Genomic DNA, 20411 nt, shown 5'->3' with positions numbered 1-20411 from the left:
GATTTCGGGTTGCACGCCAAAGCGACTCGCCGTATAGACCCACTCGTCCGCGCCCGTCGTCTATCGGTTAGGACGCCACCCTTTCACGGTGGAGAGAGGGGTTCGATTCCCCTCGGGCGTACCACTTTCCTTCCTCAAATCTGTTCGACTCTCGTCTCCTTGTTTGGAGCTATCGATTGGCGTTCAGATGGTCGGGATCGCCAGATCCGCGATGCGGAAGGTCACCTTTTCGCTCCCCTGATAGCGGTCGATCGAGACGTTGCCGGCCAGATGCACGTCCTCTCCCCGGCGGCCGAGCAGCGCGTCGCCAAGCGGCGTTCCGGCTGCCCGAAACGCGATCGCTGAGGTCGTCGCCCCGTCGGCGCCGCGCAGCGTGGCACGGATATGACCGCCCGTTCCGACCGTGCCCGACGACACGAGACGATGGCGGGGCATGGCGAGGATCGGCGCCGGGTGCCCCGAGCCGAAAGGTCCGGCCTTCTCGATCGTTCGGATCATTTCCAGCGTCAGGCCGCGGGCCGCGAGCGCGCCGTCGATAGCCAGCGTGTCCTCGGCCCGCAGGGCGTCGATCGTCGAGCGGGCAACCGTCTCCGCTCTTAGACGGAAATCGGCGAGCATGGACCGGTCGATTGTCAAACCCGCGGCCATGGCGTGCCCGCCGCCCTTGATGAGGATGCCCTCCGCGACCGCCTCGCGCACGAAGCGCCCGATGTCGAAACCGGCGATCGAGCGGCCCGAGCCCGTCCCGCGCCCGCCCGCATCGAATGAGATCGCAAAGGCCGGTCGTCCGAACCGCTCCTTGAGGCGAGCTGCGATCAGCCCGACGATCCCCGGGTGCCAGGTCGATCGGCCCACCACGAGGATCGGTGGCCCCTCTCCGGTGCCGATCTCGGCGTGGATCTCCTGCTCGGCCTCGGCGAGCATCTCGCGCTCCATCGCCTGTCGCTCGGCATTGAGGAGTTCGAGTTCGCCCGCGATGTCGCGAGCCTCCGTCTCGCTGCGCAGCGTCAGAAGGCGGCTTCCCAACGCCGCGTCGCCGATCCGTCCACCCGCGTTGATGCGCGGTCCGAGAAGGAAGCCGAGGTGGAAGGCCTCTACCGGCCCCTGAAGTCTCGCGACCTCCGCCAATGCCCGCAGGCCCGGATTCCGGCGCGCCCGCAGGACGTCCAGTCCCCGCACCACGAGCGCGCGGTTGAAGCCGACGAGTGGCACGACGTCGCAGACGGTCGCAAGGGCGACGAGATCGAGGTCGCCGAGGAGGTCCGGGAGATCGGACGCCGAGCGTCCACGGCGCCGCAGTTCGCGGGAGACGGCGACGAGCGTCAGGAAAACGACGCCGGCGGCGCAGAGGTGTCCCTGTCCCGAAAGGTCGTCCTGCCGGTTCGGATTGACGATGGCGAAGGCAGGCGGAAGCTCGGTGCCGACCTGATGGTGATCGAGAACGACGACGTCGATGCCGCGTGCCGCACTGTCCGCCAGCGCTTCGAGGCTGGTCGAGCCGCAATCGACGGTGACGATGAGGGTCGCCCCGGCGTTCGAGAGGTCGGCCAGGGCCTTTGCGTTCGGGCCGTAGCCTTCGGTGACGCGGTCGGGGATCCGAATGTCGCAGCGCAGGCCGAAATGAGCGAAGTAGCGGTGGACGAGGGCCGCCGACGCCGCACCGTCGACATCGTAGTCACCGAACACGGCCACCGTCTCGCGCCGCTCGACGGCATCGGCAATGCGTGTGGCGGCCGCATCCATCGCGGTCAGCGAGGACGGGTCCGGCATCAGGTCGCGAATGGTGGGGAGGAGAAACTCCGCGGCGGCGTCCGGCGCCACGCCGCGCGCGGCCAGAACGCGGGCCACGAGATCGGGCATGCCCGAAAGCTGCGCCATTCGCGCGGATGCGGCTTCGGCCCGCGGGTCGAGCGCGTGAATCCAGCGCCGGCCGCCGACGGAGCGCTCGACGCCGAGAAAGGTCCGCTTCGGATCAGGCATTCGGGCGATCGGAAATGCGTCAGCTGCCGGCGATCGTGGGCGCGAGGTGGCGCGTGCGCATGTCGCGGATCGTGCCGTTGCGCGAGTCCATGACCAGCGAATGGGTCACGGTCCGATTGGCGTAGAACCGCACACCGTCGAGAAGATTGCCGTCGGTGACGCCCGACGCGGCGAAGATCACCTCGCCCCGAACCATGTCCGACAGGCGATAGATGCGCTCCGGATCGGTGAGGCCGAGCTTGTCGGCCCGGTTGCGCTTTTCGCCCGTATTCAGCTGCAGCCGGCCCTGGATCTGGCCGCCGGTGCAGCGGATCGCCGCTGCCGCGAGCACGCCTTCCGGCGCGCCGCCGATGCCCATGTAGATGTCGATCCCCGTGCTGTCGGGGTCCGTCGTGTGGATCACGCCGGCGACGTCACCGTCGCCGATCAGGCGGATGGCAGCGCCGGTGGCGCGAATCTCTTCGATGAGCTTGGCATGGCGGGGGCGATCGAGGATGCAGGCGGTGATATGATCGACCGGAACGCCCTTCGCGCGAGCCAGGGCCTCGATGTTCTCACGGGGTGTTCGGTCGAGCCCGACAATCCCCTCGGCATAGCCCGGACCGATCGCGATCTTCTCCATGTAGACGTCGGGCACCACCAGCAGCGATCCCCGCGCCGCGATCGCGATGACGGTCAGCGCGTTGGGTAGGCTCTTGGCGCAGATCGTCGTCCCCTCGAGCGGGTCGAGCGCGAGATCGACCGGCGGGCCGCCCTGCCCAAGTCGCTCGCCGACGAAGAGCATCGGCGCGTCGTCGCGCTCTCCCTCGCCAACCACCACGGTTCCGTCAATGGACATGGCCTGCAGTTCGGTCCGCATCGCGTCGACGGCTGCCTGGTCGGCCGCGCGCTCGTCGCCCCGGCCGCGAAGCCTGGCGGCAGCGGCGGCCGCCCGCTCCGTGACGCGGGCGATCTCGACGGACAGAACCCGGTCGAGCGGATCGGAACCCTTGGAAACGTCGCTGTCCATCGTGGTATCGCCATTCCTGGCCGCCGGGCGACATACGTCGCGCAGGCGGCGGCCGTCCTCGCCCCTTGCGATTAGTCCAGCGCCTCGATCCGGATCATGCGGGGCGCTTCCTTCAGGTGACCGTCCTTCGAGACCGCGTCCAGCGCCTTCTTGACAGCCGCCTCGGTGGTCTCGTGCGTGATCAGGATGACGGGCGCCGTATCGCTCGCATCCTGCCCGTCCCGCTTGCGCTGGACGATCGACTCCAGCGAAATGTCGTTCTCGGCCATCCGCCGCGCGATCGAGGCGAAGGCGCCGACGCGATCCGCCACGGTGAGACGGATGTAATAGCCGCCCTCGTGGGCACGCATGCGGGCCCGCTTGTAGGGCGCGAGTTGCTTCGCATCGACCGCGAAGGTCGGCATGCGAACGCCCTGCGCCATGTCGAGGACGTCGGACAGAACGGCGGACGCCGTCGCGTTGCCGCCGGCGCCCGGTCCGACCAGCAGGATCGAGCCGAGGAGATCGGTATCGACCGCCACCGCGTTGGTCACGCCGTCGACCTGCGCCAGTGCGGAGTGCGCGGGGATCATCGTCGGATGGACGCGCTGCTCGATGCCGCTGTCGGTGCGTTGCGCGACCGCTAGCAGCTTGATGCGATAGCCGAGCTCGGCCGCCGCCTCGATGTCGGCGTTCGTCACGGACGAGATACCCTCGATGAAGATCGAATCGAGGTCGATCTCGCAGCCGAAGGCGAGCGAGGTCAGGAGTGCGAGCTTGTGCGCGGCATCGAAGCCGCCGATGTCGAAGGTGGGATCGGCTTCCGCGTAGCCGAGGCGCTGGGCGTCGGCGAGGCAGTCGTCGAAGGCGATGCCCTCCTTTTCCATGCGCGTCAGCATGTAGTTGCAGGTGCCGTTGAGGATGCCGTAGACGCGGTGGACGGCGTTGCCGCGCAACGCCTCGCGCATCGTCTTGATGATCGGAATACCGCCGGCCGCCGCCGCCTCGAAGAAGATCGTCGCGCCCTTTTTCTGGGCGAGCTTGGCGAGTTCGACGCCGTGGTGCGCGAGCAGCGCCTTGTTGGCGGTGACGACCGGGATGCCCCGGTGCAGCGCCGCCTTGACGCAGGCGAGCGCTGCCCCTTCCGATCCGCCGACGAGTTCGACGAAGAGATCGATCTCGGCCTTCGAGGCGAGGTCCACCGGATCGTCGAACCAGGCCATGGCGGACAGGTCGACTGCGCGATCGCGCGAGCGGTCGCGAGCGGAGACGGCGACGATCTCGATCGGCCGCCCGGCCCGCAGCGCATAGGTCTGCGCCCGGGTCGACAGAAGGCGGGCGAGCGAGGCGCCCACCGTTCCCAATCCGGCCAAGCCGATCCGCAGCGGGCTATCCATGGCTGTCCTTGAACCTTGATCGTCGGAAGGGGACGCCGGGCCGACCGGCCTCAAGCGTCCGCAGATGCCGCCTTTTGAACTGGATCGTTGCCCGACGCAAGGAAGCGGCGAATGTTGCGCGCCGCCTGACGGATACGATGCTCGTTCTCGACGAGGGCGATGCGCACGTACTCGTCGCCATATTCGCCGAAGCCGATGCCCGGCGCGACCGCGACATCGGCCTTCTCGATCAGGAGCTTCGAGAACTCCAGCGAGCCCATGTAGCGGAAGCGCTCGGGAATAGGCGCCCATGCGAACATGGTCGAGGACGGAGGCGGGACATCGAAGTGCGCACGCCCGAACGATTCGACCAGCACGTCGCGACGATGGCGATAGACGGAACGCACCTCCTCAATCGCGGCGTCGCCCGCGTTGAGCGCCGCGGTCGCCGCCACCTGAATCGGCGTGAAGGCGCCGTAGTCGAGATAAGACTTAACCCGCGCCAGAGCCGAAATGAGGCGCTCGTTGCCGACCGCGAAGCCGACGCGCCAGCCGGGCATAGAGAAGGTCTTGGACATCGAGGTGAACTCGACCGTCACGTCCATCGCGCCGGGCACCTGCAGCACGGAGGGCGGCGGCGCACCGTCGAAGAAGATTTCGGAGTAGGCGAGATCGGACAGGATGACGATCTCGTTCTCCTTCGCGAACTTCACGACCTCGGCGTAGAAGTCGAGATCCGCCTCGTAGGCGGTCGGGTTCGACGGATAGTTGAGGATGATCGCGATCGGCTTGGGGATCGAGTGACGCACGGCCCGGTCGATCGCGCGCAGGAAGTCCTCGTCGGGCTTGGCCGGAATCGAGCGGATCGTGCCGCCCGTCATCAGGAAGCCGAAGGCATGGATCGGATAGGTCGGGTTCGGGCACAGCACGACATCGCCCGGCGCCGTGATCGCCTGGGCCATGTTGGCGAAACCTTCCTTGGAGCCCAGCGTCGCGACGACCTGGGTGTCCGGGTTCAGCTTCACTCCGAAGCGCCGCTCGTAGTAGGCGGCCTGTGCGCGGCGCAGTCCCGCGATGCCCTTCGAAGCGGAGTAGCGGTGCGTGCGCGGATCGCGGATCGCCTCGCACAGCTTGTCGACCACGAACTTCGGCGTCGGCAGGTCGGGATTGCCCATGCCGAGGTCGATGATGTCGACGCCGCGGGCGCGCGCGGCCGCCTTCTTCTTGTTGACCTCCTCGAAGACGTAAGGCGGGAGGCGGCGGATCTTGTGATATTCTTCGCTCATGGATGCGGGCCTTCGGCTGGACGCATGAAATGGGCTGGCGGCAAGGACCGGCAGCCGAACGGGCTCAGTCGCTGAGCGTCCGCTGGAGCCGGGCGCATCGACCGCTTCTGGCGGTCGGCGGCGCTCTACTGCGCCCGGCTGATGGCTGCCGCGTCCGCCGGCGCCGCGCTTGTCGCCAGCACCCTGTCCGCTTCCGCCCGTTGGCTCGCGGCGATCGCTTCGAGTTCCGACACGTCGCGGCGGTAGGAGGCTTCGGAATTGCCAGGCGCCCGCGCGCCCGCGTTGGCATAGCGCTGCTCGGTCTGCTTGACGGCTTCGTCGGTCGCCTGCGGCTTTGCTGCGCGCGGCATGCGGCCGATGATCGGATAGCCGTTTTCGTCGAGCTTCTGGCCGGACGACGATACGCCGGGCGCGGCAGCGAGCGGCGGAAGGGTCACCGGCGTCTCGTCGCGCGGGAGGAACGACTGGCATGCGGACAGGCTCAGCACGAGCACGAGGCTCGTCACCGTCGATCGCACCGCTCGCATACCCAAGATCATGAAGGCCTTCCCCCGAACGCGACCTTCTTAACCGAAGGATTTCGGCTTGGGAATGGCGCGTTGCGGCGCATCCCGATGTTGCGGCGCGGCGACGAAAGTCCGGCGCAAGACGCTTCACGCCGCTGTCGTGGCGGCGACATAATGCTTTAAGGGACGAGCAAGGAGGACCGGCCATGGCGGAATCGACATCCACGACCGACACCCCCGCCGGGGAGATGCCCTCCTTCTCGGATTATGCGGTGCGGGATCCCGAAGCCTTCGCGCGCAACATGGCGCGGATGCTGGAGCAGGTCGGCAAGGCCGCATCCGCCTGGGTCGAGCCGCGCGAGCGTGGCGAGATCAAGGACGGACCGCTCAGCTATTCCGACATGGTCGCGACGCTCTCGCGTGTCGGCGAGTACTGGCTGACCGACCCCGCGCGCTCGCTGGAGGCGCAGAGCGCGCTGATGATGCGGTTCATGGGGCTGTGGGCGGACTCGATCCGCAAGGCGTCCGGCGCGCCCCCGGCGGCGGAGGCCCCGACCGGCCGACCCGACAAGCGCTTCACGCACGAGGACTGGAGCCGCAATCTCTTCTTCGGTTTCCTGAAGGAGGCCTACGTCATAACCTCGGACTGGGCGAACATGCTGGTCGAGCGGTCCGATGGCCTTGACCCGCACACACGCCAGAAGGCCGCATTCTACGTGAAGCAGATCGCCAACGCGATCTCGCCCTCCAACTTCGTCCTCACCAACCCCGAGCTCTATCGCGAGACGGTCGAGCAGAACGGCGAGAACCTCGTGCGCGGCATGCGCATGTTCGCCGAGGACATGATGACCGGCAAAGGCCAGCTGAAGCTGCGCCAGTCCGATCCGACGAAGTTCGCGGTCGGGAAAAACCTCGCGATGACGCCCGGCAAGGTGGTCGCCGAAAACGAGGTCTGTCAGATCCTGCAATACACACCGCAGACGGAAACCGTCTTCAAGCGTCCGATCCTGATCTCGCCGCCCTGGATCAACCGGTTCTACATCCTCGACCTGAACCCGGAAAAATCGTTCATCCGCTGGATGGTCGAACAAGGCCACACGGTCTTCGTCATCTCGTGGGTGAACCCGACGGAAACCCACGCCGATCGGAGCTGGAAGGACTACATCGACGAGGGCATCGCCTTCGGGCTCGATACGGTGGAGCAGGCGACCGGCGAGCGCGAGGTCAACATGGTGGGTTACTGCGTCGGCGGGACGCTGCTCGCCGCCTCGCTTCCCTATCTCAAGGCTCGCGGAGACGACCGGATCGCTTCGGTCACGTTCCTGACGACGCAGATCGACTTCAAGCACTCTGGCGATCTCAAGGTCTTCGTCGACGAGGGCCAGCTTGCCGAGATCGAGCGCACGATGGAGAAGGGCTATCTCGACGGCTCTCAGATGGCGACGGCCTTCAACCTTCTCCGGTCGGGCGATCTGATCTGGCCGTACTTCGTCAACAACTACCTGAAGGGCAAGGAACCCCTGCCCTTCGATCTCCTGTTCTGGAACGCCGACGCCACGCGCATGGCGAAGGCCAACCACCTCTTCTACCTGCGCAACTGCTATCTCGAGAACCGGCTGTCGCGCGGCATGATGGAGATCGGCGGCGTGACGCTCGACCTGTCGACCATCACCCTGCCCGTCTACAACCTCGCCACAAAGGAAGACCACATCGCGCCGGCCCTCAGCGTCTACGAGGGCAGCCAGGCGCTGGGTGCGCCGGTCACCTACGTCGTTTCCGGCTCGGGTCACATCGCGGGCGTCGTCAACCCGCCAGCCAAGAACAAGTATCAGTTCTGGGGCGGACCCTCACCCTCGCGGGACCTGTCGTTCGACGACTGGTGGCGCCAGGCGCGCGAGACGAAAGGGTCCTGGTGGCCGCATTGGCAGGCATGGTTGGAGGCGCAATCGAGCGAGCGCGTGCCGGCCCGCGAACCCGGCGCCAACGGCTTGCCGGTGATCGAGGACGCGCCGGGCCGATACGTCCGCCAATGACCGGCCGGGCTTGAAGCGATACGTTATCGGTGCGACATCACGCACAAGCTCTTTCTCTCCCGTCGCGGGCACGCATCGCTGCAATCATGACAGTCTACCTCGAAGCCGAAGCCAATCCCCTCCGCAACACCGGTTCCATCCGGCTCTACGACGCGGAGGCCTTCGAGGGCATGCGCCGCGTCAGCCGGCTTTCGGCGGAGGTGCTGGACCAACTGGCCGGGATCGTGAAGCCGGGCATCACGACCAACGAGATCGACCGGTTCGTCTTCGAGTTCACCTGCGATCACGGCGCGCTGCCCGCGCAATTGAACTATCGCGGCTACACCAAGAACGTCTGTACCTCGATCAACCATGTCGTCTGCCACGGCATTCCCAACGACAAGCCGCTGCGCGAAGGCGACATCGTCAACATCGACGTCACCCTGATCCTCGACGGCTACTACGGCGACACGTCGCGGATGTATCCGGTCGGGCAGATCAAGCGCGCGGCCGAGCGGCTGTGCGAGATCACCTATCGCTCGCTCCTGATCGGCATCGAGGCGGTGAAGCCAGGCAACCACGTCGGTGACATCGGCGCCGCGATCCAGGCCTATGCCGAGGGCGAACGCTGCTCGGTCGTTCGGGACTTCTGCGGTCATGGGATCGGCCGCCTGTTCCACGACGCGCCGAACATCCTGCACTACGGTCGTCGCGGCGAAGGCGTCGAGATGCGCCCCGGCATGATCTTCACCATCGAGCCGATGATCAATCTCGGGCGCCCGCACGTGAAGGTGCTCGCCGACGGCTGGACCGCCGTCACGCGCGACCGCTCGCTCTCGGCGCAGTACGAGCACACCGTGGGCGTGACCGAGACGGGCTGCGAGGTCTTCACGCGGTCTCTTAGCGGTCAGGACATGCCGGGCTTTCCCGCTTCGGCCTGGGCCAAAGCGCAGGCCTGAGCGGATCATGGCGGAGGGGGACGACGGCCTGAAGGAAGCGCCGCAGCCCGATTGGGCCGGTGCCGTCGAACTGCCTCTCCCGAAACCGCGCGGGGCTCCGAAGGATCACGACGGGCACCGCGATCGGCTGCGCGAGCGCTTCACCTCGGCGGGGCCCGACGCGCTGGCCGACTACGAACTCCTCGAACTCCTTCTGTTCCGCTTCATCCCGCGCCGCGACACGAAGCCGGTCGCGAAGGCCCTCCTGAAGCGCTTCGGGACGCTGTCCGACGTCTTGAACGCGCCCGCCGAACTGCTGACGGAGATCGACGGCATCGGAGCCGCCACGGCGCTCGATCTTCGGATCGTCACCGCCGTCAATCAGAGAGCGTTCCGCGCCTCGATCCGCGGACGTGAAATGCTGTCGTCATGGTCGGCGGTCCTCGACTACTGCCACGCCGTCATGGCGCACGAGACGCGCGAGCAGTTCCGCATCCTCTTCCTCGATCGCAAGAACGCCCTCATCGCCGACGAGGTGCAGCAGGTCGGCACGGTCAACCACACGCCGGTCTATCCGCGCGAGGTGATGGGCCGCGCCCTCGCCCTGTCGGCGAGCGCGCTCGTCCTCGTCCACAACCACCCGTCAGGCGACCCCAGCCCATCTCGCGCCGATATCGAGATGACGAAGACGCTGGTCGATGTCGCCGAGGCGCTCGGCATCAAGATCCACGACCACGTCATCATCGGCCGCAACGGCCATTTCAGTTTCCGCGCCGAAAGCCTGATCTGACGCGTCAGTTGAGGTAACCGACCTCGCTCACGAGCTTGATCTCGCGCGGCTGGATCAACCCTTGGTGCATCACGCGGACCGAGTGGATTGTCGCCTCCACGTCCCGCTCCCAATGCGCGAGGAAGCGACGCAAGCGCGGATAGTCCGGCGCGATATCGTCGAACTGCCAGGAGAAGGTCTGGAGAAAGGCCGGGTGATCCGGCATGCGGTAGAGGATTTCCGCGAACGTCAGGCCGTAGCCGGACAGCATCTTCAGGAACTGCGGATCGGGCGTACGTGCGGCAGGCATGTCGGCTCCTTCTGCATCGGGGCCGAGGAAGCGGCCCTCGACCTCAAGGCTGCGCCCGGATGCTTAACGAAGCCTTAAGCGCACCGTCCGGCGTGGCGCGAAAATCGCCACCGCAGCGCAGAGCGACATTTGAAGGCAGCGCCGCGGCTATTCCCAGACACCGCCGGCTTCGCGCATGAGGTCCGGCGTGTCCACGTCGAGCGATGCGGCCCGGCCGATCTCGACCTCCCGCACCAGTTCGGTGCTCGATTGCACGATCGCCCGGGCGCCGACGTCCCCCTCGATCGTCGAAATTGCCGCCGCAAATGCTTTCGACAGGATAACCGGATTCGCCCGGCGGCCATCGTCGGTCGCCAGGACGATCGATCCGACACCGGCAGGCTGGAAGGCCTCGATCATCCGGTCGAGGTCGTCGCTCGTCAGAAGCGGCTGGTCGGCAAGGAGCACGAGAACGCCGTCCGCATCTGCGGCTGCAGCCGCGAAGCCGCGTTTCAGGGACGTCGATAGGCCGTCGGCATAGTGGGGGTTGTCGAGCAACCGGGCGCCGGCTTCGTCGAGCGCCGCCGCGATCGCCTCGGCCATGTGACCCGTCACCACCGTAACGCCGGACGCGCGGCTCGCCCGTGCGATTTCGACGGTTCGCCGAACGAGCGGAACGCCGTCGAAGCGAGCCAGCAGCTTGTTCGGTCCGCCCATGCGGCTGGATCGTCCTGCCGCCAGAACCAGAGCATGGATGCGACGTCCGGTCGTCCGCGCCGGGAGGACCTCCTCGCGCATCTGCGGACGTGTCACGATTTCCATCAGCAACCCCCCGACGCCGAGCCCGACGATGTCTTCGCGCCCGACCTCAAGGTCTGCCATCAGGCGATTGAGAATCCAGTCGAAACCGTTGTCGACGGGGCTTCGCGCGCAGCCGGGGGCGCCGAGCACGGTACGGGAGCCGATCCGCCCGAGCAGAAGAAGATTGCCGGGATCGACCGGCATCCCGAGATGTATCACCTCGCCGCCCGCTCGCCGTATCGCTGCCGGCACGACGTCTGCCTCGTCGATCACGGCCGACGCACCGAAGACGATCGTCATCGCTTCATTGGGCTCGGCCTCGAGAAGACACTCGGACAAAGCCCGTTCCTCGTGCGACGATCGAGCCTCGCGCAGCAGCGTCGAGCCGGATGCCGCCAGCCGCCCTTCGAGAACGCGACGCGTCTTGTCGAGTGTCGCGGGCTTGACGGTCGGCAGCTCGGTCTGGATCAGACCGACGCCGCGCCCACGAAACGGCGCAAGACGCAGCGCCGTGCCGCCGGCCAAGACGCGCTCAGCCTCATCGACCGCCCCGCCCGGCACGGCCAGCGGAATGATCTTGACCGTCGCCACCATGCGATGCGCCTCGACCGGCGCGAACTCGGCGAGTGTCGCCAAGGTGATCCCCGCGTGGATACGGTTGACGGCATCGATCAGCGCACGATCCGGCAGCAGCAGGCCGGGCGCTTCCGCATGAAGGTTGGCGCGACCGGTTCCGGGCGGTGCCACGGCGATGCCGTTCGAGGCGAGTGCGCGGGCGATCCGCTCCGCCGCATCATTCTCCGCAACGTCGTCCGGCGACAATCTCGCGACGATCACCTCGGCAAAACCGGCTTGCAGAAGCGAGCGAACGTCATTCTGGGTCAGTCGATGGCCTTTCAAGAGCCGACGCTGCCCGACCGTCAGGGCGTGGGCGAGCAGGGCGCCTTCGGCGTCCGCCGACGGCACGGGGCCGAATTTCATGCGCCTGCCGCCTCGCCCCGCCGCTCCGCGTGCATCTTGCGACCGCGGAACGCTGCGATGACGGACGCAAGGATCGCCACCGCGATCTCGGCTGGCGTCGAGGCACCGATATCGACGCCGATCGGCGCCTCGATCCGGTCGATTCGGTGCTGCGGCACGCCGGCAGCGACAAGCCGCTCCACACGACGCGCATGCGTTTTCCGGCTTCCAAGGGCGCCGACGTAGAAGCAGCCGACCCGAAGCGCCTCGATCAGCGGGTGATCGTCGATCTTCGGATCGTGCGTCACCGCGACCAGCGCCGTGTAGGCGTCGAGCGGCATCCCTTTCAGCACGTCTTCCGGCCAATCGGCCTCAAGAGCGACGGCGGGAAAGCGTTCCGGCGTTGCGAAGGCGGTGCGCGGGTCGATGATCGCGATATCGAAGCCAGCGAGTACGGCCATCGGTGCAAGCGCCTGACTGATATGGACCGCACCGATGACGACGATCCGAGGGGGCGGCAGATAGACGTTGAGGAAGGTCTGCGTCCCCTCGACCAGCCCGGACCGCCCGGCGCGAAGAGCCCGGACCACCGCCTCACCCTCGGCTTCCGCCTCGTTCTCGTGCACCAGCCTCTGCGTCCCGGAGCCGAGGTCCGTGAGAACGAGACACCCGCGGCGGGCCGCACGTTCGGCGTTCAACGTCTGGAGAAGCTCGGCGCGCATCAGCCTACGCGCTCGACGAACACGCGGATACGCCCGCCGCAGGACAAGCCGACCTGCCACGCCGTCTCGTCGGCCACGCCGAACTCCAGCATCCTCGGCTCGCCGCTCGCAATCACATCCAGCGCTTCGGCGATCACCGCGCCTTCGACGCAGCCGCCCGACACGGAGCCTTCAAACCCACCCTCCTCGTCGATCACGAGATGACTGCCGACGGGGCGCGGCGCCGAGCCCCAAGTCTCGATCACCGTCGCGAGCGCCAGCCGCCGTCCTTCTCCGGCCCAGCGTTCCGCGGTGCCGAGAATGTCCGTCGCATCGTTCATCGCCGTACCCTCATGCCGCCACGTCCGCCTTCAGCCATGTGCGTGGATCGGTCTCGCGGCCTGCCCGAGCCCGCGAGAGCGCAGCGCACAGGTCGGCGAGCGATTCCAGCGAGTGCGCCGACCGAAATTCGTCGACATGAGGCAGCAGCGCGCGCACGCCGCGAGCCCGCGCGGAGAAGCCGTCGAACCGAAGGAGCGGGTTGAGCCAGATCAGTCGCCGGCAGGAGCGGTGCAGCCGGTCGGTCTCGCGGGCGAGCCGGTCCATGTCGTCCCGCTCCAGCCCGTCGGTCACCAGAAGCACGACCGCGCCACCGGACAGGACCCTTCGCGACCAGCGGCGATTGAAGTCTTCGAGCGCCGCGCCGATGCGCGTGCCGCCGGACCAGTCCTGCACGAGGCTGCTGCAGGCGGCGACCGCTTCGTCCGGGTCCTTCTGCGCGAGCTGGCGGGTGACCGGCGTCAGCCTTGTGCCGAACAGGAATGCCCGCACCCAGCGATTCGCCGACATGGCGTGCATGAAGTGCAGCATCACCCGGCTGTATTGGCTCATGGAGCCGGAGATGTCGGCGATGACCACCAGTGGCGGCAGGACGCTGCGCACGTCCCGGAATTGCGGGAGGATCAGGTCCCCGCCGGAGCGGATCGACGCCCGCAGCGTGCGCCGCGCATCGAAGCGCCGGCCGTGGTTCGATGATCGATACCGGCGCGAGGCCACATGATCGTCAGGCGAGACCATGCGCCGGATCGCAGCGCGGGCTTCGGCGAGTTCCGCCACGCTCATCTGGGCAAAGTCCTTGGCGCGGAACACTTCGTCCGCCGAGACGGTCAGCCTTGCGTCGATGTCGAGCGTCGGACGCTCGTCCACCCGGGCGGAGCGACCGGCGGCTTCCAATGCGTCGGACACGCGCCGCGCGCCGGCCTTCGGCGCCGGCGGTTCGGTCTTGGCAGGGGTCTTGGCGGAGAACATCGCCAGCATCCGCTCGACCAGCTGACGCGAGCGCCAGAACAGCCGGAATGCCTCTTCGAAGACAGCCGTGTCCTCCCGCCGCGTGACGAAGACCGAATGCAGCGTCCAGTAGAAATCGTCGCGCGAGCCGATGCCGCCTGCCCGGATCGCCTCGATGGCCGCGAGCGTATCCGCCGGGCCGACGCGCAGTCCCGCGCGCCGAAGCGCTCGCGCGAAATGCGCGACGTTGTCGGCGAGGTGGCCGCCGGCCATCATGCGAGGGCGTGCTCCCGGCGGATCGAACGCAGCATCTCGTCCGCTTCGCCCCGGCCGATCCGGGCGATGTCGTCCTGGTACTTCAGGAGAACGCCGAGCGTGTCGGTGACGAGTTCCGGATCGAGAGCTACGGCGTCGAGTTCGGTCAATGCGGTCGCCCAGTCCAGTGTCTCGGCGACGCCGGGCGCCTTGAAGAGGTCCTGTCCGCGGAGCCGTTGAACGAAGGCGACCAGTTCGGCGCTGAGGTCTGCCGGCGCGGTCGGCACCTTGCGGCGCACGATCTCCAACTCCCGCGCAGCATCCGGATAGTCGAGCCAGTGATAGAGGCAGCGGCGCTTGAGCGCGTCGTGGATCTCGCGTGTCCGATTGGTCGTCACGATCACGATCGGGACCTCGGTGGCGCGAATGGTGCCGAGTTCGGGGATCGTGACCTGAAAGTCGGACAGGACCTCCAGAAGGAATGCTTCGAACGCTTCGTCTGCACGGTCCAACTCGTCGATGAGCAGCACGGGCGCGCGGCCCGGCGCCCCTTCCAGAGCCTGAAGGACCGGACGGCGGATCAGGAACCGTTCGGAAAAGATGTCCGAGCGCATCGCGTCGCGCTCCGTATCGCCGCTCGCCTCTCGCAGGCGAATCTCGATCATCTGGGCCGCGTGGTTCCATTCGTAGAGTGCGGTCGAGACGTCCAGCCCCTCGTAGCACTGGAGCCGGATCAGCGGCCGATCAAGACGCTCGGCCAGAACCTTGGCGATCTCCGTCTTGCCGACGCCCGCCTCGCCTTCGAGAAAGATCGGACGCCGCATCCGCAGCGCCAGAAACAGGACCGTCGCGAGGGAACGATCGGCGACGTAGCCGCCATCTGACAGAAGCGCCTGCGTCTCGTCGATGCTGCCGGGAATCTGGGTCAACGCGTGGGTGTCCGCTTGCATGGTCCGTGTGAAGATAGACCATGCGGGCGGGGTCACAACCACTTCATTCGGGTTCGAGATGCTGCAGTGCGTGATAGCGCCGCGCCCGGTAGAGAAGACTGTGGCCGGCGCGAGGGACCGATAGGCCGACGACCTGTCCGATGGTCACCTGATGCGTGGCGACGGTGCGGCTTTCAAGGATCCGGCAGTCGAACGAGACGATCGAGTCTTCGAGGATCGGGGCGCCGGTCTCGAGCGTGGTCCATCGGCCGGATGCGAACCGCTGGTCGAGATCGAGCTTGCCTTCGCCGGCGAAGGCGCGCGCCACCGGTTCGCTGCGATCGGCCAGGACATTCACGGCGAAAACGCCGTTCTCTGCAAAGCGCGCGTTTGCCGCGCTCGACCGATTGAGGCAGACGAGGAGCGTCGCGGGATCGTCGGAGACGGAACAGACGGAGGTCACGGTCACACCGCGCCGCCCCGCCGGACCGTCCGTCGTCACCAGACTCACCGCAGCGGCGAAATGGCTCATGGCCTCGCGGAAGGCCGCTCGGTCGATTTCGGCGTGGGTCAGAAGCAAGGTCCGTCCTTCGGGCTGTCACGTCGTTTGCGGGACGCCCATTCAACATGGGGCGCGACCCGAGCGCGCGCACCATAGGCCTCCAAAGTTTTCGAGTTCGTGAGCGACGCGAGCGTCAACGCGTTTGACATCGCTGCCGCGAGGCTTCAGGACGTGCCCGCTCCCCCGGCATGGCTTCGACAGCCGCTTCGGGAACCGTTTCAATGCGATAGGAAGCCGATATGGCGCCGATCCTCGAGGTCAGGGACGTAACGCGCCGGTTCGGCGGCTTCACGGCGGTCAATCGCTGTTCGTTGGTCGTGGAAGAGGGCGGCATCACCGGACTGATCGGTCCGAACGGCGCGGGCAAGTCGACCCTCTTCAACATGGTGGCCGGAAATCTGGCGCCGACCTCCGGCCGGATTCTGTTCGAGGGGCGGGAGATCCAGGGTTTGAAGCCGCACCAGCTGTTCGATCGCGGCCTGCTGCGCACCTTCCAGATCGCGCACGAGTTTTCGCATCTCAGCGTGATCGAGAATCTGATGATGGTGCCGGGCGGCCAGCCGGGTGAAAACCTCGTGGAAGCCTGGTTCCGCGGCCGGAAGGTGCGTGAGTTCGAAGCCAGGGTCCGCGACCGCGCCGAGGACGTGATCGACTTCCTCAAGATCGGGCACGTCGCGCATGAACTCGCAGGCAACCTGTCGGGTGGGCAGAAGAAGCTCGTCGAGCTTGCGCGGACGATGATGGTGGATGCCAAGATCGTGCTTCTCGACGAGATCGCGGCCGGTGTGAACCGGACGCTCCTCAACGACATCGCCGCCAACATTGAGCGCCTGAACGCCGAACGCGGCTACACCTTCTTCGTGATCGAGCACGACATGGACCTCATCGGCCGCCTCTGCGATCCGGTGATCGTGATGGCAGCCGGCGAGGTGATGCGCACGGGGACGCTTGCGGAGATCCAGGCCGACGAGGCGGTCGTCGAAGCCTACTTCGGCGGCTCGCCCACGGGCCATGCGACGGCCAACGCGGGAGCCGGAGCATGAGCCTCCTCAAGGTCGAGAACGTCGTCGCCGGATATGGCGAGGCGATGATCCTCAACGGGGTCAACCTGTCGCTCGAAGCCGGCGAGATCGGCGTCATTGTCGGGCCGAACGGCGCCGGCAAGTCGACGACCCTCAAGGCGATCTTCGGGCTCTTGCGCGTGTCGTCGGGCCGGGTGACGTTCGACGGGCAGGACATCACGAACCGCCCGACCGACAGCCTCAGCGCGCTGCGGATGGCGTTCGTTCCGCAGGAGCACAACGTTTTCAGAACGTTGAGCGTGCACGAGAACCTCGAAATGGGCGCCTATGTCCGGCGCGACGACGTGTCGGGCCTTCTGGATCGTGTGTACGACATCTTCCCACCGCTGAAGGACAAGCGCAGGCAGCCCGCGGGCGAATTGTCGGGCGGTCAGCGCCAGATGGTGGCGGTCGGCCGCGCGCTGATGATCGACCCGAAGCTGATCCTGCTGGATGAGCCGACGGCCGGTCTTTCGCCCCGCTACATGAGCGAGATCTTCGACCGGATCCTGGCCGTCAACGCGTCCGGCGTCACGGTCGCCATGGTCGAGCAGAATGCCAAGCAGGCGCTCGGCATTGCCCATAAGGGGTTCGTCCTGGCTGGCGGGCGAAACCGCTTTACCGACACGGGCGCGGCGCTCCTGGCCGACCCCGATGTGGCCAAATCCTTCCTGGGCGGCTGACGCGCCCCCTCGCCCTCCGATCGAACTCTTCGAGACAATCCCTTGGACGAGCTAGTCTTCTTCATCAACCGCGGTGTCCTGGGCGGGCTCATCATCGGCTCGATCTATGCGCTCGGCGCTGTCGGCGTGACGCTGATATTCGGCATCCTGCGCTTTGCTCATTTCGCGCATGGCGACATGATGACGGCGGCCGCGTTCTTCGCGTTCATGCTGGCGAGCCTGTGCGCGGCGTTCGGCATCTCGTTGCCGATCCCTCTGGCTCTGGCGCTTCTGCCAGTGGTCATGCTCCTGACCTCGGTCTTCGCGATCGGGCTCGACAAGGCCTTCTACAAGCCGCTGAGAGACCGGGGGGCACGGCCGGTCGTGATGGTGATGGCCTCGATCGGCGTGGCGCTCATGCTGCAGGGCCTGATCCGCCTCTTCGGCGGCACGGGCTCGCGCGACATGTTCCTCGAGGCGCCGAAGCAGATCTTCCGCATCCCGACGGGCGGCCGTCCGATCGTCATCACCGAGCCGCAGCTGGCGCTGATCATTCTGACGGTCGTATCGGTGGTGGCGCTTCACCTGTTCCTGACGCGCTCGCGCCTCGGCAAGGCGATGCGCGCGGTGTCGGACAACCCCGACCTCGCGCGCGTCACCGGCATTCCGCTGGATACGGTGGTGAAGGCGACATGGGTGATCGGCGGCTCGCTCGCGGCGATCGCCGGCACGATGCTGGCCATGGACGTGCAGTTGAAGCCCGACCTCGCCTACAACATCCTGCTGCCGATCTTCGCGGCCACGATCGTCGGCGGCATCGGCCAGCCCTACGGCGCCATCGCCGGCGGATACCTCATCGGCTTTGCCGAAACGCTGTCGGTCTTCAATCTGTCGGTGCTGCTGCGCCCCTTCCAGTGGCTGCTCCCGGCCGGCGTCGAAATCCCCGCCAACCTCGCCTTCGTGCCGACTGAGTACCGCTTGGTGGTGCCGTTCTTCATCCTGATCGTTGTGCTGATCTATCGGCCGACGGGCATCTTCAAGGGCCGGGTCTTCTGATGCGCGCCAAGACCGCCCCCCCGAACCGAGCCCGCGAGCTCGTCCTGATCCTGGCCCTTGCGGGGCTCGTCGCCGCGATCTTCTGGCTTCAAGGCTCGGCCTATGCCACGCGCATGCTGGTCGAGGCCGCCGCCTACGCGATCATCGCGATCGGCCTGAACATTCAATGGGGTTACGCCGGTCTCTTCAACGTCGGCATCATGGGCTTCATCGTCGCCGGTGCGTTCGCCTCGGTGTTGATGACCTTCCCGGTCAACGAGGCGTTCTGGGCATCGAGCGGGGCGCCGATGCTCGGCGAGGCGCTGCTCTGGCTCGTCGGGGCGATCGTCGTCGTCGGGCTGATTGCGCAGACCCGCCGCCTCGGTCTGCCGCAAGGGCTCGTCACCGCACTGACCGTGATCGCCAGCGCCGTCGCCTTCATGCTGGTAACCGCGAAGTTCGATCCGGCGACGACCGCAATCGAAGCCGAGGCCGGTTTCATCGGCGGCTTCGGCCTGCCGGTCGGCGTCGGCTGGCTGGCGGCGGGCGTGGTCGCCGGTGCGATCGCCTTCGTGATCGGCAAGATCTGTCTCGGTCTTCGCGCCGACTATCTCGCCATCGCAACGCTCGGCATCGCCCAGATCATCAAGACGTTCCTGCGGAACGCCGACTGGCTGACCCGGGGCACGCTGACGGTCTCGCCCCTGCCCTGGCCCGTGCCGACCCCGGCCGAGGTCGGATTCCTATGGGGCCGGAGCCTCTATCTCGCGGTGACGGCGGTCATCCTGCTTCTGGTCTATCTCCTGATGGAGCGTGCCTATCGCGCCCCCTGGGGCCGCATGATGCGCGCCATCCGCGACAACGAGGCGGCGGCTGCTTCGATGGGCAAGAACGTCGACGGCCGGCGGCTGGAGATCTTCGTGCTCGGCGCCATGCTGATGGGGCTCGGCGGCGCCATCCTCGTCCATTTCACGTCGATCTTCGACCCCTCGGGTTTCGTCGATCTCAACCACACCTTCCTGATCTGGGTGATGGTGATCCTCGGGGGCGCCGGCAACAATCGCGGCGCGATCTTCGGGGCTGTCTTCGTCTACATCGTGTGGACCATGTCGGAGCCGGCGGCACTCACCGTGTTCTCGCTGGCGCGCGACTGGGGGCAGAGCCTTTTCGGCTGGGTTGCCCCGCCGGACCTCGATTCCCGCGCGCTGCAGATGCGTGTCTTCGTGATCGGTCTCACCATCACGCTGGTCCTGCGCTTCGCGCCGCACGGCGTCCTGCCGGAGCGACGCCGCACGAACTGAACGGTTTTCACAGGAACCGTCCACAGGAAGGAGTCGTTCAGCGCGCAACCAGAGCGGGAGCGCACGCATGAAAGACGACAAGCGAGCCGAGGTCTATGCCGAGTTCAAAGACCTCGTGAACATGACGCCGAAGCAGATCGAGAAGTGGCTCGGCACCGACGAGTCCAAGGAGGTGGGCGCGAAGTCCGGCGGCAAGGGCGAGTCGGTCGGCCACAAGTCCGGCCGCGAGATCATCGAGATCAAGGGCATGAAGAAGTCCGATCTCACCGACGCCGAGTACGAGCACATGCAGAAGGTGGTCGGCTACATCAAGCGCCACATGAAGCAGAAGCCGAAGGGCGAGATCGAGGACACCCCCTGGCGCTATTCGCTGATGAACTGGGGGCACGACCCCATGAAGACGCACTGATCTGACAAGAAAGGCCCCGGAGCCGAAGCTCCGGGGCCTTCGCTTGATCGCCTAGTGGGCGGTCGCCTCACATGGCGGGGCCGACGACCACGATCTTGCCGTCCTTGACCGTCACCTCGTCATAGGAGCCCGGCACGTCGCCCTTGGCGTCGAACTCGAGCGCGCCGGAAGCGCCTTCGTAGTTGATGTCGGTGCCGGCCTCGATCAGCTGCTTCGCCTTTGCCCACTCGCCCGGCAGGATCACCTCGCCCGGCGCGGACGCGACCTCGCGGAGCGCCTTGCTGAGACCTTCGCGAGAACCGCC

At 66.8% G+C, this 20411-nt stretch carries 20 protein-coding genes, 1 tRNA gene and 1 pseudogene; 9 read left to right on the top strand and 13 right to left on the bottom strand.

The features are described 5' to 3' along the window. Window positions 1-49 precede the first annotated feature (49 nt). Window positions 50-124, top strand: a tRNA-Glu gene (locus QZ753_RS20955). A 59-nt stretch (window positions 125-183) separates the two neighbouring features. Here QZ753_RS20955 and recJ read toward each other — a convergent pair. The 5 genes from recJ to QZ753_RS20930 form a co-directional block, all read right to left on the bottom strand. Then, complete coding sequence (gene recJ, locus QZ753_RS20950; RefSeq protein WP_294646590.1) at window positions 184-1989, bottom strand: single-stranded-DNA-specific exonuclease RecJ; 1806 nt, start codon at window positions 1987-1989, stop codon at window positions 184-186. Window positions 1990-1999: 10 nt separating this feature from the next. Continuing rightward, on the bottom strand, window positions 2000-2989 hold the full coding sequence (gene glpX / locus QZ753_RS20945) for a class II fructose-bisphosphatase (RefSeq protein WP_294646585.1): 990 nt from the start codon (window positions 2987-2989) through the stop codon (window positions 2000-2002). A gap of 71 nt (window positions 2990-3060) precedes the next feature. Next, window positions 3061-4365, bottom strand: a complete 1305-nt coding sequence (locus QZ753_RS20940) for a homoserine dehydrogenase (RefSeq protein WP_294646583.1) — start codon at window positions 4363-4365, stop codon at window positions 3061-3063. A 50-nt stretch (window positions 4366-4415) separates the two neighbouring features. Beyond that, a complete protein-coding gene (locus QZ753_RS20935) occupies window positions 4416-5630 on the bottom strand; it encodes an LL-diaminopimelate aminotransferase (RefSeq protein ID WP_294646581.1) in 1215 nt (404 codons plus the stop codon). Between the two features lie 125 nt (window positions 5631-5755). Continuing rightward, window positions 5756-6169: a hypothetical protein gene (locus QZ753_RS20930; protein ID WP_294646579.1), complete on the bottom strand. Its 414-nt coding sequence runs from the start codon at window positions 6167-6169 to the stop codon at window positions 5756-5758. A gap of 173 nt (window positions 6170-6342) precedes the next feature. On the opposite strand from QZ753_RS20930, the gene phaC reads away from it, so the two are divergent. From phaC to radC, 3 genes are all read left to right on the top strand, one after another. After that, on the top strand, window positions 6343-8169 hold the full coding sequence (phaC, locus tag QZ753_RS20925; RefSeq protein WP_294646577.1) for a class I poly(R)-hydroxyalkanoic acid synthase: 1827 nt from the start codon (window positions 6343-6345) through the stop codon (window positions 8167-8169). A gap of 86 nt (window positions 8170-8255) precedes the next feature. After that, window positions 8256-9107 carry a type I methionyl aminopeptidase gene (gene map, locus QZ753_RS20920; protein WP_294646576.1) on the top strand — a complete coding sequence of 284 codons (852 nt, stop codon included), beginning with the start codon at window positions 8256-8258 and terminating at the stop codon, window positions 9105-9107. A 7-nt stretch (window positions 9108-9114) separates the two neighbouring features. Beyond that, window positions 9115-9876: a DNA repair protein RadC gene (radC, locus tag QZ753_RS20915; RefSeq protein WP_294646575.1), complete on the top strand. Its 762-nt coding sequence runs from the start codon at window positions 9115-9117 to the stop codon at window positions 9874-9876. 4 nt (window positions 9877-9880) lie between these two features. On the opposite strand, the gene QZ753_RS20910 is transcribed toward radC, so the two are convergent. From QZ753_RS20910 to QZ753_RS20880, 7 genes are all read right to left on the bottom strand, one after another. Further along, window positions 9881-10165, bottom strand: coding sequence for a hypothetical protein (locus QZ753_RS20910; RefSeq protein ID WP_294646574.1), 285 nt, complete (start codon window positions 10163-10165; stop codon window positions 9881-9883). A 147-nt stretch (window positions 10166-10312) separates the two neighbouring features. Beyond that, window positions 10313-11926, bottom strand: coding sequence for a molybdopterin-binding/glycosyltransferase family 2 protein (locus QZ753_RS20905; RefSeq protein ID WP_294646572.1), 1614 nt, complete (start codon window positions 11924-11926; stop codon window positions 10313-10315). Then, a complete protein-coding gene (locus QZ753_RS20900; RefSeq protein WP_294646571.1) occupies window positions 11923-12627 on the bottom strand; it encodes an XdhC family protein in 705 nt (234 codons plus the stop codon). Before QZ753_RS20900 ends, QZ753_RS20905 begins: the two co-directional genes overlap by 4 nt. Continuing rightward, complete coding sequence (locus QZ753_RS20895) at window positions 12627-12947, bottom strand: XdhC family protein (protein WP_294646570.1); 321 nt, start codon at window positions 12945-12947, stop codon at window positions 12627-12629. The genes QZ753_RS20900 and QZ753_RS20895 overlap by 1 nt, the downstream gene beginning before the upstream one ends. Before the next feature lie 10 nt (window positions 12948-12957). Then, window positions 12958-14169: a VWA domain-containing protein gene (locus QZ753_RS20890; protein WP_294646568.1), complete on the bottom strand. Its 1212-nt coding sequence runs from the start codon at window positions 14167-14169 to the stop codon at window positions 12958-12960. Next, window positions 14166-15098: a MoxR family ATPase gene (locus QZ753_RS20885; protein WP_294646567.1), complete on the bottom strand. Its 933-nt coding sequence runs from the start codon at window positions 15096-15098 to the stop codon at window positions 14166-14168. The genes QZ753_RS20890 and QZ753_RS20885 overlap by 4 nt, the downstream gene beginning before the upstream one ends. 43 nt (window positions 15099-15141) lie before the next feature. Further along, window positions 15142-15657, bottom strand: coding sequence for a flavin reductase (locus QZ753_RS20880; RefSeq protein ID WP_367171531.1), 516 nt, complete (start codon window positions 15655-15657; stop codon window positions 15142-15144). Window positions 15658-15878: 221 nt separating this feature from the next. On the opposite strand from QZ753_RS20880, the gene QZ753_RS20875 reads away from it, so the two are divergent. The 5 genes from QZ753_RS20875 (at window position 15879) to QZ753_RS20855 (ending at window position 20107) form a co-directional block, all read left to right on the top strand. Further along, entirely contained in the window at window positions 15879-16682 is an 804-nt protein-coding gene (locus QZ753_RS20875) for an ABC transporter ATP-binding protein (RefSeq protein WP_294646566.1), read from the top strand. Next, complete coding sequence (locus QZ753_RS20870) at window positions 16679-17383, top strand: ABC transporter ATP-binding protein (protein WP_294646565.1); 705 nt, start codon at window positions 16679-16681, stop codon at window positions 17381-17383. Before QZ753_RS20875 ends, QZ753_RS20870 begins: the two co-directional genes overlap by 4 nt. Window positions 17384-17425: 42 nt before the next feature. Further along, window positions 17426-18418, top strand: coding sequence for a branched-chain amino acid ABC transporter permease (locus QZ753_RS20865; RefSeq protein ID WP_294646564.1), 993 nt, complete (start codon window positions 17426-17428; stop codon window positions 18416-18418). Beyond that, window positions 18418-19698, top strand: coding sequence for a branched-chain amino acid ABC transporter permease (locus QZ753_RS20860; protein ID WP_294646562.1), 1281 nt, complete (start codon window positions 18418-18420; stop codon window positions 19696-19698). The genes QZ753_RS20865 and QZ753_RS20860 overlap by 1 nt, the downstream gene beginning before the upstream one ends. A 67-nt stretch (window positions 19699-19765) precedes the next feature. Further along, on the top strand, window positions 19766-20107 hold the full coding sequence (locus QZ753_RS20855) for a DUF3140 domain-containing protein (protein ID WP_294646560.1): 342 nt from the start codon (window positions 19766-19768) through the stop codon (window positions 20105-20107). Window positions 20108-20174: 67 nt separating this feature from the next. Here QZ753_RS20855 and QZ753_RS20850 read toward each other — a convergent pair. Further along, a pseudogene (locus QZ753_RS20850) lies at window positions 20175-20411 on the bottom strand (amino acid ABC transporter substrate-binding protein); the annotation flags it as partial.

The sequence above is a fragment of the uncultured Aureimonas sp. genome (assembly GCF_913775355.1).
Lineage (GTDB): Bacteria > Pseudomonadota > Alphaproteobacteria > Rhizobiales > Rhizobiaceae > Aureimonas.
This window is presented reverse-complemented; position numbering and strand designations above follow the sequence as displayed.